This window comes from Levilactobacillus sp. FUA 3915, assembly GCF_044053135.1.
Classification (GTDB): Bacteria; Bacillota; Bacilli; order Lactobacillales; family Lactobacillaceae; genus Levilactobacillus; species Levilactobacillus lanxiensis.
This window is the reverse complement of sequence record NZ_CP168704.1, coordinates 2,268,586-2,282,415: the sequence shown is the minus strand read 5'-3', so window position 1 is coordinate 2,282,415 and position 13,830 is coordinate 2,268,586. Positions and strand designations below refer to the sequence as shown.

Below are 13,830 nucleotides of genomic sequence, written 5' to 3'. Positions count from 1 at the left end.
AAACAACGCTATACTAATACCAATCAGAAACTAGCACCACCCAACTCACACGAATGAGGTGACCACTTTTGGCTCAAGCTCCCCTAAGTACCTTTGAACCGATGATTCCGCAAGTCGCTGAACTGTTGGCCGACGACTCTCAGTTAGCTGACTTCTTTCAGTCGTTGACCGTGGGCTATCGGCGCGAGTGAGCGCGCTACATCTTTGGCGCCAAAGCCGAGGACACGAAGCAACGCCACATCGCGGACATGCGCAAGATTCTCGCCGCTGGTTATAAATCCAAGCGAACGTATGGCAGTCGGCCTAAGTCTTAACGATTGCCGACACGACGTCAAAGGACCCGACTTCCCACATTTTGGGTAGCCAGGTCCTTTTTGGTTACATTCATTTAATGATTCAATTGCCCCGCCTCTAAGAGATTCCAAATCTGAATAGCTGGCGTTTGGGACAGCTGGTTCGCCCGGTAGTAGTTACTCAGGAGAATTACGCCGTCCTCGCCGTCCTTGCTGACAAGAGCCGTGGCCTCGTACCCGTAGGCCAGGCCGTGAACTCGGATGTACCCGGGGTAAACGTAGGCGCCTCCCCCGTACATCGAGGCCGTTCCCGGCGCCAGCAAGACGTTGACGTCGCTGGCCGGATATAACTTGCCCAGTAACATGTTCCGCTCACCGACGAAGAGGTCGTGGGCCGACATGTAGACCTGGCCCGTCCCAAACTGGTAGAACATGGATGCCCGGGATTCGGGGTACTTGGCGTCGTAATTGGTATCGACGTCCGCCTGGTTATTGTTTTGATACCCCTGAGAAAAGGCACGACGGTGGGCCATCTTGAACACGAACCCCGTGTGCGTTAGGTTCCACGGTTCAATAATATTTTCCGTGAAGTATTGGCGGTAGCTTTCCCCAGTGACTTGCTGGATAATTCCCGCCAGTAGCATAAAGTTGACCGGTGAATAGTTCCATTTGCCAATATCTCGCGGTTGACTAATGATGTTGGACAAAATGAATTTGATCATGCCATTTTCCGAATTCAGGGTATCCGGAAAGGCTTCCAGTGTCAGCCCACTCTTCATGTCCAGCATGTCACGTAACGTGATACGCTTGGACCCCCTGATTTGTGGATAGTACTTGGACAGCGGATCCGTCAGCGAGAGTTTCTGTGCCGCAGCTAATTTCATGATCAGACCGGCCGTAAACGACTTCTGGACGGATGCCAACTGGTACACGCTGTTGACGCCGTTCTTTTTCTGCTCGCTGGCATCCGCGTAACCCATCCCCTGCTGGTAGATGATTTTGTCGCCGTGCATCACGAGGGCCGTCCCCACGAACCGGTTCGCCCGTAAAATGGCGTCGATCTCTCGCGTGGCCGCCGTCTGCTTGGGTGCCGTCTTTTTCTTGGCCGGCTTCTTTGGTTGTGGCTTGGGCTTCGGCTTAACCACCGAAGAACTACTGCTAACGGCCGCGGGCTGTGGATGTGTCTCCGCCAGCCCATTGAACCACCACGCGAGGCCACCCCCAATTCCCAAAACCATGCCAAATGCCACCAAGGCCCCTAAAGTCTTCTTGTGCATCTCAACATCCCCTTACTCCACTTGCTTGGTTGTTGCCAAAAAACTACTCGGCCGATTCCCCTAAATCAGCCAGCCACTGACTAATGTCGTCGAGCTGAAAGCCTTTGCGATACAAGACCTGTTTGGTTTTATACTTGCGTTCCGATGGACTGAGCGTCCGGTAACGGTGCCAGACCTTTTCACCCTGTTTGACCAACAGCTCATGTTGCTGGTCAACGTCTGGCGTTAGATCAAGCGATTCCAGCATTTGCCCAATCTCATCGTTGTTAAACCCACGACTCATCAGCCCCTGGCGAATCTTCTGTTGCTGGGTACCGAAGGCTTGGCGATGATACCGTTTCGCCAGCTTCTGGGCCACGGCCGTCCCCACGGTCAAGCGGTCCTCTGGTGTATACAAGAGTAAGGCATCGTCGATCAGCTTTTCGCCGACCCCTTTTTGTCGTAAATGTTGGCGAATCACGCGGGGACCCTTGTCACCCGTGTGCATCATGGTCCGCACGTAGCTCGCCGCGTAATGAGCATCGTCTAGTAAATGCAGTTCGCGTAATTTTTTAAACGTCGCGTCAATCGTGGCTTCCGGAATCTCCAAGGTGACCAGCTTGTCGTGCACTTCTTTTTCCGTGCGTAGCTGATTCGACAGATAATCCAGCGCCCGATTGTAAGCCTTGGACACGTTATCGGCATCCACCAGCTGAGATTTTAACTCCTGGTCAACTTCCATGCCCTTGAACAAACGGAAGTCGATCAGCACACTTTCACTCACCGGAAACGCGTACGCACCGTCAATATAAACATTATAACGGCCGCTACGCTTTTGGGCCTCAATCATGGTAATGACGGCCATTAACCCTCACATCCTTCTCTCAATTTCAGAAACATTTTGCTGTTCTTGGCATTATTTTACCAGTTCACCGGGGGGTGTGGGAAGCAGAGCGACAGATTTGTTAGTCAATCATCTTTTCGCGCCGCCCACGATTGGCCGCCACAACGATTCCTAGTCACCATCGCGGCGACCTGCTATAATTGGGACAACTTGCTGGCGGTCCCAATCGACTGACCAGCCAATCAAAACTAAGGAGTGAGCGCTTTGGTAACAGCACAAGTGGTCTTTGCCACCATCACCGGCAATAACGAAGACGTTGCGGACATCGTCACGGAAAAATTGGAAGACCTGGGATGTCAGGTCACCGAGACTGAGATTTCGCAAACGGACGCCGCCGAATTTGAAAATGTCGACATCTGTGTGGTCTGTGCCTACACCTACGACGAGGGCTCCCTCCCCGATGAAGGCATGGACTTCTACGAGGACCTCCAAGCCATCGACCTGACCGATAAAATTTACGGCGTGGCTGGTTCCGGTGACACCTTCTATGGCGAATACTACAACACCACGGTGGATCACTTTGATGCCACCTTCCAGAAGACTGGCGCCATTCGCGGTGCAGCTCCCGTTAAAATTAACTTGGCACCGGACCAGGCGGCCATCGACCAGCTCGACGCCATGGCCCAACAGCTCGTGGACACCTACCACGCTAAACATACCTAAAACTGATTGGTACTTTCGTTCCCGGCGGCGGGCTCAAGGTGCCCTGCTGTGGGGCCGGTTCCAGCCAAAGGACGGGCTTCCACCTCACCTTTGAGCCTGGAGTGCGGTCTCAAAGGTTGTCCCATGCTCTAAGCTGAGAAAAATCACTCAGCTAAGACCATCGACACAGCTGGTCACCTTGGCCCGCCTCTGGTCACTGACGTTGGCAGTATTTAGCGGTTGTCGTGACCTTCACGAGTTGCCGGCCATCGCTTTAATCTCCATCAACGTCCAAATATTCATCTCATAACGCACAAATAAAGCCTCCTACCGACAAAATTGTTGGTAGGAGGCTCTTTGCTTATTTCTCTTTATTTTTTAAATGATATTTGCGATACCTTAACAGGTTGGGGATGGCCAGCGCCTTTTGTTCCTCGATGGCCCCCACGATTAACTCCTGGATGGCCGCGTTCAACACGGCGCCAAACATCAGGATTAATCCGGTAAAGTCCAACCAGAACATTAAGAAGATGAACGTTCCAATCGTTTTGTAGCTATCAATGTTGTGCACGAAGTATTTTACATAGATGGAAAACGCCTGCGAGAGGAGTAACCAACCCACCGTGGCGACCAAGGCCCCGGGCCAGACGAACCGCCATTTGAGTTTGGCATTGGGCACGAAATAAAAGAGAATCATCAACACGACAAAGACCACGAAAAACGTAAAGGGCCACTTCAACGCGTTAACGTATGCCAGGATTGCCCGTGGCAGGTGCAGCAATGGTGTCAGCTTTTCCAACACGATTTGTCCAAAACTAAAGAAAATCATGAGGGCAAACAGGAAGGCAATCAGCACGACCATCCAAAAGAACGCCACCACTCGGTTGACGAACGCGTTTTGATTTTTCGCGACGCCATAGGCCCGGTTCACGGTTCGTTGGAACGCCGCAACCGCCCGGGAAGATGACCAAATGGACACGATAACCCCGATGGACAGCACGCCCCCGCTTCGATTATTCAGGAACGAGTGAATGATAGGCTCCAGCATGTCAAAAATGCTTTCGGGCACCATCGGCTCAATGCTATCCAGCACCGTCGATGTTTGAATATTTAAATAAGGCAAGATACTGGCTAACACCAGCAAGGCTGGGAACAGCGACAGCAACGTATAATAGGCCAAAACGACGGCGGAATCGGACACGTTGGCCATCGTGTAGTGCTTCATGATGGTTCCGTAAACGTGCTTGAGTTGCGCGCCCCGTTTGCGCCACTGAATGGTCAAGGTGTTCGAACCTCCTTTTTTAGCAGATAGATTGGGTGGTATCCTTCGTTCCCGGCGGCGGGCTCAACCTGCCCTGCTGTGGGGTCGCTGCCAGCCTGAGGGGCGGTCTTCCAGCTCGACTTTGAGCCCTGAAAACCGGTCTCAAAGGTCGTCCCGTGCTCTAGGTTGGGACAGAACCCCAACCAAGACCACCGACACAGCTGGTCAGGTTGGCCCGCCTCTGGTCACTGACGCTGACCAAGCATCTTCTATTTGTGTCTTGAATTGTTTTCTGCCGGCAATCCATTTATCGTCAACCGGATTGTCCACAAAACCAATCACAATTGCTAATCATAACTAGTCCTAGTAATTGTGACCGCGACTTATTAGTTTATCAATTTCCCGGTTAACTCGCAATAGCCTGTTTGTCCCACTTTAGCTAAAGATCATCGCCATTAGAACGAACCGTAATCTTCGGCAAACTTCAGCGTGCCAATCATCTTTTCCAGCGTCTTGCGGCTGAAGCGCACGCGCTTGGCCTGGCGGAAAGATTCGATGAACGTGGCTAAGTCGTCGTAGTTGGCGACCGCCGTGCAATTATACGCGTCGTGAGCATTCAGCTTGGTCTTATTCCCCACGACCAACGAATTGGTGCGGTCATAACGGTCGTAATAATTATAATAGACTAACGGTTTCACAAAGTCGATGATCCGGTCGTTTTTGTTCTCTAATTGCTTATGCATCGTAATTTCACTATTAATGTAGCGCACTAACAATTTCGATGAGAGTTCGACCTGGGTTGCCGGGTTGCTAATGCCCGTATGCAAGGTGATTGACCGCTGGCCACGGCCCTCTTGTTCCAGGCTCATGGTGTAGCCCTGCGTGAGCGATTCATTTTCTTCCGATAAATTCGGCAGGAAGAAGCGGTCCAAGCGATTGGTCAGTGCCGCCGCAGTATCCTGGTCCTTCTCACGGCTCTTGAGATTGACCGCTGAGAAGTCGTCCAGACTAGACGAAAAAATTTCTTCGGAGAGGTCGTGAAAAATCATCCCTCGCCAATACTTACTTTCCACATTAATGACGCCAAACGAGGTCACCAGTAAATTGTCAATTTGCATGACCCGCCAGGAATCACCCTCGTTCATTTCCTGGGTCACGGGATTCTTGACCTTGTTGGCAAAGTGCACGTTGCGCAAGATTTTATAATCAAAACGTTCGTTGTGCTTCTTCGCGGCCTGATGAATATCCCGCATAATTTCTGACAACTGTTCCGTGGTCTTTATTTCGGCCCGGTCATAAGCCGTCTCAGCCATTTGCATTTCCTCCATTGATAGTCGTTTCAATCGCGGCCAAAATTCTTTCTGACGCGTGACCATCGCCGTATGGGTTCTTGGCCTGCGCCATTTGATCGTACGCCGCCTGGTCAGATAGCAAGTTTTCCATCGCTGCCGTGACCTTAGCTGGATCGGTGCCGACCAACTTCAACGTCCCGTTCGTGACCCCTTCCGGCCGTTCCGTGGTGTCCCGCAAAACTAAGACCGGCTTGTTCAACGATGGGGCTTCTTCCTGCACGCCACCGGAGTCCGTCATGATAAAGTAGCTCCGGGCTGCCATATTATGGAAATCCACGACATCCAGGGGATCAATCAGATGGATGCGGTCCATGCCGCCCAGTTCCTCGTGAGCTGCCGCCTGAACGACCGGACTCAAGTGGACCGGATAGACGACTTCCACGTCCGGATGGGCTTCGACGACCCGCCGAACGGCCTTAAAGACGGCATGCATCGGTGCGCCTTGATTTTCCCGCCGGTGCATCGTCAGTAAAATCATTCGATGATCCGGGGCGACCTGCGTCAGGACATCATGCTGGTAATTGGCATCCACCGTCTGCTTGAGCGCATCGATGGCGGTGTTCCCGGTCACATAGATGTGGTCGTCTGGATGAGCCTGCTTCAACAGGTTCTGCCGGGATAATTCCGTGGGCGCAAAGTAGAGGTCACTTAAAATATCCGTCAACTGCCGGTTCATTTCCTCGGGGTAGGGAGAATACTTGTCCCAGGTCCGCAACCCAGCCTCCACGTGCCCCAGTAACGTCTGGTGATAAAAGGCACTCACACTGGCCGCAAAGGTCGTGGTCGTGTCCCCGTGGACCAGCACAATATCTGGCTGCGCCTCGGTCATGACGTGGTCAAGATGGGTCAAGACCCGCGTGGTAATGTCACTGAGCGTTTGCTTGGGCTTCATGATATTTAAATCATAGTCAGGTTTAATTTTAAAAATTTCAAGCACTTGATCCAGCATTTCCCGGTGTTGGGCCGTGACCACGGTAATCGGCGTGAATTCTGCCGGCCGCTGCTGCATCGCTAAAATAATTGGGGCCATCTTAATGGCTTCTGGACGGGTACCAAACACCGTCATAACTTTAATCGGTTTTGTCACAAACATTTCCCTCCAAAGTGGTGTTGATTAGGTCAATTATAGCAGAAGCGTGTCGGGCATGTTATTAATTCCGGTTTTTCCTCCCAAATGCTACACTGAGCGAGTGAGAGCTGGTTCCGCCTGCGACCGTCAGCCACTACCGTCTGTGGGGAACGCGTGAAGCCAAAGAGCGGTCTTCACACTCGCCTTTCAACCTCACCCAACCCGTGAGTTTAAAAGGACGTCCCGTCCTGTAAGGCCGGAAAAACACCGGTCTAACAGGACCGACACAGATCTCCGTGGCTGACCGTCTCCGGCTCCACTAGTTCTCGCTCACTTCTCTGTCCTTTTCATTTCTGTTTGGCAACCCTCGCCTTACCGGACCGGAACGCTTTGGCGGCCGTCCAAAGCCAAAAAGCGGTCTTCGGACTTGCTTTGAACCTCAAAAAGCGAGTTTCAAAGACACCAGTTCTCTAAGCAACACAGCCCGTTGCTAAGAGAACTCCCACGGCTGAGTCCATTTTTCCCGCCCTCACGGCTGATGATTGCATCAGTTCTCACTCATCATCTCTACTTGCGTCCCTTCAGTTCCCTCTTCAAACTCGGCTAATCAGTTCGAATCACCCACTAAGTTACGCATCCGAAAAATTGTTTTCAACGTCACTTAATTTGTCCCCCTGACCATTAAAGCCAATTCACTTCACATCTGTAAGCGGTTCACCTAACTTTTAGGTGGGTCGTCGCGGCGTTGTCACCCACTTTTAAGCGAATTGTCATGGTCAGCCCCGGCCTTTTGAGGTAAGATAGTAACGTTGTGTGAAAGGAATGTCTACGATGAAAAAGTTAAGTCTGGTCGTTCCTTGCTATAACGAGGAGGAGTCTATTCCCTTATTTTACCGAACCGTTAGCAAGGTGATCGATTCAATGAACACCCCTACCCCGACGGTTGAGCCGGAGTACATTTTTGTGGATGATGGGTCAAGTGACCACACCCTTAAGGAAATGAAAGAATTACACCAAAACCATCCCGAAACGGTCCATTATCGGTCGTTCTCGCGGAACTTTGGGAAGGAGTCAGCCCTCGCAGCTGGGCTACAAGCCACCACTGGGGACATGGTCGCTGTGATGGACGTTGACTTACAAGACCCACCCGAATTATTACCGCAAATGGTCGACCTCATTGAAAATGACGACTACGACTGTGTCGGGACAATTCAAAAGGAACGCCGCGGCCAAAGCAAGTTACGGGCCTTTCTGTCCAGCAGCTTCTACCGCGTGATCAATAAGATTTCGGACGTTCGCATCGAGCCCAACGCCCGGGATTACCGGTTAATGACCCGACAGTTCGTGGATACGGTCACGTCATTGCCCGAATTCAACCGGTTCTCCAAGGGAATCTTCAGTTGGGTCGGGTTCAAGACGACCTACCTGACCTACGAGAGTCAACCCCGTGCGGCCGGCACCACGCACTGGAACTTACGCCAACTGTTTGCCTACTCCATTGAAGGCATCATTGACTTCTCCAATGCCCCGTTGCGCCTGGCTACCTGGGTCGGCAGTATTTCCTTTCTCCTGTCGATCATTGGGATCATCTTCGTCATCGTTCGCGCGTTAACCGTGGGCGGCGCCGTTGCCGGCTGGCCATCCCTGGTCGCTATCATGCTGTTTATTGGTGGGATTCAATTGTTCTGCCTCGGCATTTTAGGCCAATACATCAATAAAATTTACCTTGAAACGAAACACCGGCCAAAGTACATTGTCCGGGAAGAAGAATAGACTTAGCGGCTCGGCACACGTTGTCGGGCCTTTTTGTCATCCCAGAAAGGTGGTCACTCCCCCATGCTGATTCGTCCATATCGCGCCACAGATTTCGCGGAAATTCACCAGTTATTCAAACAAACCATTCAAACGGTCAATGCGAAAGACTACACGCCGGCACAGCTAGCCGCTTGGATTGGTCCCGACGATGCCCCAACTCGAGCGCGTTGGCAAACGTCTCTGGCGGCCCACACAACCCGCGTTGCCTGTCAATCGGGACAAGTGGTGGGCTTTGCCGACATGACCGCCACAGGATATTTAGATCGATTATACGTTCACGCCCAATACCAACACCAAGGCATTGCCCACGGCCTAATCACCACCCTGGAACAAGCGGTTTCCGCTGACCGGTACACCACCGCCGCATCCATCACCGCCCGCCCCTTCTTTGAACACGAAGGTTATCGCGTTATCCGCGCACAACAGGTGGAGCGGGATGGCATTCACCTAACCAATTACTTTATGGAAAAGGATATGAAAAGTTAAAAATGCGCGTAAAAAAGAGGCTGTGACATAACTAGCCTCTGTAGAACAAAAATAAGGCACGAAACCGAACTTTGGTTTCGTGCCTTATTTCCATGCTCTTGATTCTCAAGCCGTCTTCTCCTGGTGGAGACTAACTTGAGGATATTCAATGCTAGAACGAGGATTCCAGTTTCTTTTTTGACCTTCGCTAGACCACGGACCGAGTAGCGATTGAAATGCAAATAAGCCTTCATCTTGCCAAAAATTGGCTCTACATCAATCTTTCGACGTCCGTAGATAGCCTTGTTTTCTGGCTTTGAAAGCTGGGTGCGTTCCTTTGCCTTAAAGTATTCCCATGCCTCATTCACTTTAATTCGGCGAAGCCTTTTCTTTGGTGTCAAAGCCAGTGGAATCACTTCATGATTCTCATTGTATTTTTCGGCTTCGTATTCTTTAAATCCACGAGTAAAGCCATACTTGTCAGTGCTTTTTCGATAAGCTTTAAAGTTGAATCTGACACCTTTCGGGTCAATAAAATAGTCATCTTTTTCGTAGTAATCCCAATTCATTACCTTTCGATCATCACTTTGCCACTTCCGACTATTTTCTTTGAGCATTGTCCCGTAAGGAACTAATACGACGTGTTTATCGAGCTCGTCTTCACAATATCGGTAGTTACTTTCTGAGCCATAACCTGCATCGGCCACAATGACTTTACCAAGCACATTTTGCGATTCCAAACTTGCTAAAAATAGTGGAAAGGTTCGTGTATCGGTTGGGTTTTGGAACAGGTCGAATCCGGTAATAAATTGATTGCTCGTTGCGATTTGAAGATTGTAGGCTGGCTTCAGCTGGCCATTTTGCATGGGGTCTTCCTTAACCCTCATGAAAGTGGCATCATGATCAGTCTTTGAGTAGCTGCTTCGTTGACCGTAGGTTGCTTGTTGCTGCTGATGTTCAATCATCTTGTCCCGCCGTTGGTCTAATTTTCGGCGCTGTGTTTTAAGAAGCCGTCGCTGTTGCTTGGCTGGGTTAGGTGATATTTTTCTTGTTGCCTGAACTTTTTCATCTAAAGTAACCAACTTATCCTCAACTGTTCCAATCACAGCGTCCAACATGCTCACTGTAAGGTCAGAACCAGCTGGGACTTCACCGATGAGCTTTGCTTCGTGGAGTTCGCCCAAAATCGAGACCAATTGGTCCCGATTCATTTTGTCAAAACGGATGGTGTTCTTCCGCCACACAAAGCTATATTTATTGGCATCGGCTAAAATCTTAGTCCCATCAATAAATGTGACATCGTCAATTACACCGGCATCTTTTAAAAATGACGTTAAGTTGTTTAAACTTTGCTGCGTCAAATTAGCCAATTCATCCGAGATACGAAAACGACAAATAGTTCGATATGAAGGAACCTGGTCGGCGATTAGCCAACCAGCGGGCTTATTTTCACGGGCAAATTTCTCGATTTGACGACTACTGAAAATTCCATAGGTATAAGCAAGTAGGACTAGTTTAAGCATGGCAGCTAAATCATATTCTCGAGGACGACCAAACTGATAGGAGTAGTCTAACTTTAGAGATTCAACCAGCGTATCAATGTAACGAGCCGGATGATTTTCTTCTGGCAAATAGTCTAAAGCGATACTCAAAGTCGTTTGGTTCATGTTATAATAATCTTGCATATTGAACATCCTTTCGGGGATAGTTTCGAGGAGTGTCGGGTGCGACCGATGCTCTTTTTTATTTTGATTATACCAAAAACTGGTTGAGGAAAATCCGAAGATTTTTCTCAACCAGTTTTCGTTTTGGAGACTTATGTCACAGCCTCTTTTAATCAATAGCAATAACTTATATTAGTGAATAATCATGTTCATTAAGAGCACCATTAACAACCCAACCACGGAGATAACTGTTTCCAGTGTCGTCCAGACTTGGAACGTTTGCTTAACGCTCAGGTCAAAGTACTCGGAGAACATCCAGAAACCAGCATCGTTCACGTGGGAAGCCGCTAAGGAACCGGCCCCGATGGCTAAGGCAATCATGACTGGATCAGCACCCAGAGAGTGCATCAATGGCATGATCAGCCCGGAAGCCGTCATCCCGGAAACCGTGGCGGAACCCAGGGAAATCCGTAAGATAACGGTAATCAACCAAGCCAACAGGATTGGTGAGAACGTGGAGTTCATCATCAATTGTTGCACGGCCTTACCGACCCCACCGTCAATCAGGACTTGCTTAAAGGCAGAACCCCCAGCAATCACCATCAGTAACATGGCGATTGACTTGATGGCGTCTTCCAGCGTGCCACTGATTTCCTTCATGGAGCGCCCACGATGGAAACCCATGGACCAGATGGCAAAGAGTAAGGCGACGACCATGGCGATGACGGGATTCCCCAGCATCGTGATGACCGCGTCCAAACCATGCGGATTCTTCGGTGCCGTTCCGCCATTGACCGCCATTTGATAAATCGTTGCCAAAATCATGAAGACAACTGGGAATAATGAGGTGAAGACGGACAGACCGAAGCCTGGCGTTTCATCCAAATCAAATTCCTTCACTTCACCAAAGGCCGGCAAAGACTTCTTAACGACAAACAATTCTGGATTAAACCGACGGATCACGCGAGTCCAAACTGGCCCAGCAATGATCACACAGGGAATGGCCACAATGATTCCGACCATTAACATTTCCCCCACGTTAGCCCCTAAAGCCGTCGCAACGGCGGTTGGAGATGGTTGTGGTGGTAAGAACCCTTGGGTCGCAGACAGCGCGGCCGCCATGGATATCCCCAGATAGAGGAATGGGACGTCGGCTTCCAACGCAACCGCAAAGACGATTGGCGTTACCAGCACTAACCCAACTTCAAATAACAGGGAAATCCCAATCAGGAAGGACGCTACCACAATGGCAACTTGGAGACGTTTCTTCCCAAAAATTTTGATCAACGTCCGGGCAATTCGGTAAGAACCCCCAGCGTCAGACACTAACCGCCCAATCATCGCGCCAAACCCAAAAACGATAATCAGTTCGCCCATTGAGCTCCCAATACCGTTTTTGATGGAATCCGCAATACTTGCGGGGTTCATGCCTAAGCCAAGCGCTACCAAAATAGACGTAGCGATTAATGAAACGAAGGTGTTTAACTTTACTCGAATGATTAAAAAGAGTAACAGTAAAATACCCAATAATAAAATCACGAACTGCATATTTCTCTCTCTTTTCTTATGCTCGATTCTGATAAAACCAGCCTGCCGCAGCCAGAATTATCTTGTCGCATAAGAACCATTGTATGAAAAATATTTTCAAGTTGCAAGGGGGTAACTGAATATTATTTACAGTTCATTTGTGAAAACAGTCGTGAAAACGCTATCTGACAATCATTACGGAAACTGGAGAATATTTTGCCATGTAGGCCGCTTGACTCCCAAAGTATTTCCGCACACCAGATTGTGAAAGTGACCCCACAACTAGCAGGTCTGGTTCAACTTCGGGGATAATCTTTTTCACAATCGTTTCCCCGGGGTCCCCTTCACCAATGATAATTTTCACCTTGGTGATGCCAAACCGGCGCGCCAATTTTTCATATTCTTGTAAATGCGTTTGTAAATCACTGCGTTGCCCGTGCACATAGTCCTTGCTGAGAGCTTGGTAGATATTCATGTTGTCAGATTCCAGCACGGAACAAATCACTAACTCAGCGTCGTCAAACTTCGCCCGGTTCATCGCGTAACGAAAGGCCAGTTGCGCGTCCGGTGAGTCATCCACCCCAACTAAAATTCGGGTAAACTTCTTTGGGTCCATTGATCCGGTAGTGTCCATTGAAAACTCCTCCTCACTTTTCTTAGCTACGTCCATTATAGCGGAAAACGGTTCCATTGGGGAGCCGAAAGCTATGAAACTTAGGTTGGTGCTTTACCGCCTTCGGCTGACAGGGATTACGTCTGCTGTGGGGGACGCTTCCAGCCAAAGAACGGGCTTCCAGCTCGCCTTGAAGCCGAAGCCCCCGTCTCCAAGGTCGCCCCCTGCTGTAGGCCGGGAAAGAACCCCGACCAACACCAGCGACACAGCTGGCCACCTTGATCCGCCTCTGGTCACTCACACTGGTTCAACCATTTTCACCAGCTAAATTTTCCCTCTGAACGTACTATGTCTATCTGCCTTTTCTACAAAAAATGGATACCACCAGTCAGTAGTACCCACTCAAGCCTATCTTTCTCAATTCTCTCAGTTACTTAACCCGGTCGCGTTTTCGTAGCCAGTGATTCAACCACAAAAAGAAATAAATAATGGCGACCAGCAAGCTCCACGCAATCAGTGCCGTGACAACCATGATACCTAGAGTCGCGAACGAATGGCCCGTCTGCCACCAATCCGCGACTAGTTCCCATATTCTGATGCCTGAATGGTGGTGCAGTAAGAAGCTCAGTGGCGCGAATATCAGGTCCAAGACGACGCCCAGTGCAATGAACCCCCAGGCCTCTTTCATGGCTCGTTTGAACATGTGACCCCTCCTCCAAGTTCACGTGAGAACCCAGCATCCCCATAGCTTGACCCACGTTTAGTCCCCTTTTTAGTTTAGCATATCCCTCACTGTAAACAAAAAGCGCACCGGATTGGTTTCCAGAGCGCCCTTGGTTATTTCATCTTCATTTTTGATGGCCCCACCCGGACTCGAACCGGGATCATTCGCTTAGGAGGCGAGTGCCCTATCCAGTTGTGCTATAGGGCCATATTAAAAGATCCGTTATTAATTTTCACACGGATCTT

General features: G+C 50.0%; 12 protein-coding genes, 1 tRNA gene and 1 pseudogene. 4 read left to right on the top strand and 10 right to left on the bottom strand.

The features are described from left to right. The first annotated feature begins 68 nt into the window (after positions 1-68). Entirely contained in the window at positions 69-191 is a 123-nt protein-coding gene (locus ACEPST_RS10595; protein WP_374706475.1) for a hypothetical protein, read from the top strand. Positions 192-388: 197 nt separating this feature from the next. Here the strand turns inward: ACEPST_RS10595 and ACEPST_RS10590 are convergent, their stop codons facing one another. Continuing rightward, positions 389-1,570, bottom strand: a complete 1,182-nt coding sequence (locus ACEPST_RS10590) for a serine hydrolase domain-containing protein (RefSeq protein WP_204122224.1) — start codon at positions 1,568-1,570, stop codon at positions 389-391. A gap of 43 nt (positions 1,571-1,613) precedes the next feature. Further along, positions 1,614-2,414: a recombination regulator RecX gene (recX, locus tag ACEPST_RS10585; protein WP_204122225.1), complete on the bottom strand. Its 801-nt coding sequence runs from the start codon at positions 2,412-2,414 to the stop codon at positions 1,614-1,616. A gap of 243 nt (positions 2,415-2,657) precedes the next feature. Between recX and ACEPST_RS10580 the strand changes: the two genes are divergently transcribed. Continuing rightward, a complete protein-coding gene (locus tag ACEPST_RS10580; protein WP_204122226.1) occupies positions 2,658-3,116 on the top strand; it encodes a flavodoxin in 459 nt (152 codons plus the stop codon). Between the two features lie 340 nt (positions 3,117-3,456). On the opposite strand, the gene ACEPST_RS10575 is transcribed toward ACEPST_RS10580, so the two are convergent. The 3 genes from ACEPST_RS10575 to wecB all read right to left on the bottom strand — a co-directional run bounded on the left by ACEPST_RS10575 (position 3,457) and on the right by wecB (position 6,795). After that, complete coding sequence (locus ACEPST_RS10575; protein ID WP_125765087.1) at positions 3,457-4,377, bottom strand: YihY/virulence factor BrkB family protein; 921 nt, start codon at positions 4,375-4,377, stop codon at positions 3,457-3,459. A gap of 434 nt (positions 4,378-4,811) precedes the next feature. Next, positions 4,812-5,669 (bottom strand): nuclease-related domain-containing protein, encoded by an 858-nt coding sequence (locus ACEPST_RS10570; RefSeq protein WP_395390790.1) that lies wholly within the window; start codon positions 5,667-5,669, stop codon positions 4,812-4,814. Continuing rightward, positions 5,662-6,795, bottom strand: a complete 1,134-nt coding sequence (wecB, locus tag ACEPST_RS10565; RefSeq protein WP_125765089.1) for a non-hydrolyzing UDP-N-acetylglucosamine 2-epimerase — start codon at positions 6,793-6,795, stop codon at positions 5,662-5,664. Before wecB ends, ACEPST_RS10570 begins: the two co-directional genes overlap by 8 nt. 813 nt (positions 6,796-7,608) lie before the next feature. Between wecB and ACEPST_RS10560 the strand changes: the two genes are divergently transcribed. Both ACEPST_RS10560 and ACEPST_RS10555 read left to right on the top strand, forming a co-directional pair. Then, on the top strand, positions 7,609-8,550 hold the full coding sequence (locus ACEPST_RS10560) for a glycosyltransferase family 2 protein (protein WP_204122227.1): 942 nt from the start codon (positions 7,609-7,611) through the stop codon (positions 8,548-8,550). A 63-nt stretch (positions 8,551-8,613) separates the two neighbouring features. Continuing rightward, the gene (locus tag ACEPST_RS10555; protein WP_204122228.1) at positions 8,614-9,078 is read left to right on the top strand and encodes a GNAT family N-acetyltransferase; all 465 of its coding nucleotides are present in this window, start codon (positions 8,614-8,616) and stop codon (positions 9,076-9,078) included. Positions 9,079-9,199: 121 nt separating this feature from the next. Here ACEPST_RS10555 and ACEPST_RS10550 read toward each other — a convergent pair. The 5 genes and pseudogenes from ACEPST_RS10550 to ACEPST_RS10530 all read right to left on the bottom strand — a co-directional run. Then, positions 9,200-10,742 (bottom strand): annotated as a pseudogene (locus tag ACEPST_RS10550) (IS1182 family transposase); the annotation flags it as partial. Between the two features lie 171 nt (positions 10,743-10,913). Then, positions 10,914-12,269, bottom strand: a complete 1,356-nt coding sequence (locus ACEPST_RS10545) for a gluconate:H+ symporter (protein WP_125765092.1) — start codon at positions 12,267-12,269, stop codon at positions 10,914-10,916. Positions 12,270-12,429: 160 nt separating this feature from the next. Then, entirely contained in the window at positions 12,430-12,882 is a 453-nt protein-coding gene (locus tag ACEPST_RS10540) for a universal stress protein (protein ID WP_203646338.1), read from the bottom strand. 409 nt (positions 12,883-13,291) lie between these two features. Beyond that, the gene (locus tag ACEPST_RS10535; RefSeq protein WP_204121019.1) at positions 13,292-13,564 is read right to left on the bottom strand and encodes a hypothetical protein; all 273 of its coding nucleotides are present in this window, start codon (positions 13,562-13,564) and stop codon (positions 13,292-13,294) included. A gap of 155 nt (positions 13,565-13,719) precedes the next feature. Next, positions 13,720-13,792, bottom strand: a tRNA-Arg gene (locus tag ACEPST_RS10530). Between the last annotated feature and the right edge of the window lie 38 nt (positions 13,793-13,830).

Excerpts from the sequence above, each read along its gene's own strand:
- ACEPST_RS10535 (WP_204121019.1), bottom strand. The coding sequence starts at position 13,564 with ATGTTCAAACGAGCCATGAAAGAGGCCTGGGGGTTCATTGCACTGGGC.
- ACEPST_RS10570 (WP_395390790.1), bottom strand. The coding sequence starts at position 5,669 with ATGGCTGAGACGGCTTATGACCGGGCCGAAATAAAGACCACGGAACAG.
- recX (WP_204122225.1), bottom strand. The coding sequence starts at position 2,414 with ATGGCCGTCATTACCATGATTGAGGCCCAAAAGCGTAGCGGCCGTTAT.
- ACEPST_RS10560 (WP_204122227.1), top strand. The coding sequence starts at position 7,609 with ATGAAAAAGTTAAGTCTGGTCGTTCCTTGCTATAACGAGGAGGAGTCT.
- ACEPST_RS10540 (WP_203646338.1), bottom strand. The coding sequence starts at position 12,882 with ATGGACACTACCGGATCAATGGACCCAAAGAAGTTTACCCGAATTTTA.
- ACEPST_RS10590 (WP_204122224.1), bottom strand. The coding sequence starts at position 1,570 with ATGCACAAGAAGACTTTAGGGGCCTTGGTGGCATTTGGCATGGTTTTG.
- ACEPST_RS10545 (WP_125765092.1), bottom strand. The coding sequence starts at position 12,269 with ATGCAGTTCGTGATTTTATTATTGGGTATTTTACTGTTACTCTTTTTA.
- ACEPST_RS10555 (WP_204122228.1), top strand. The coding sequence starts at position 8,614 with ATGCTGATTCGTCCATATCGCGCCACAGATTTCGCGGAAATTCACCAG.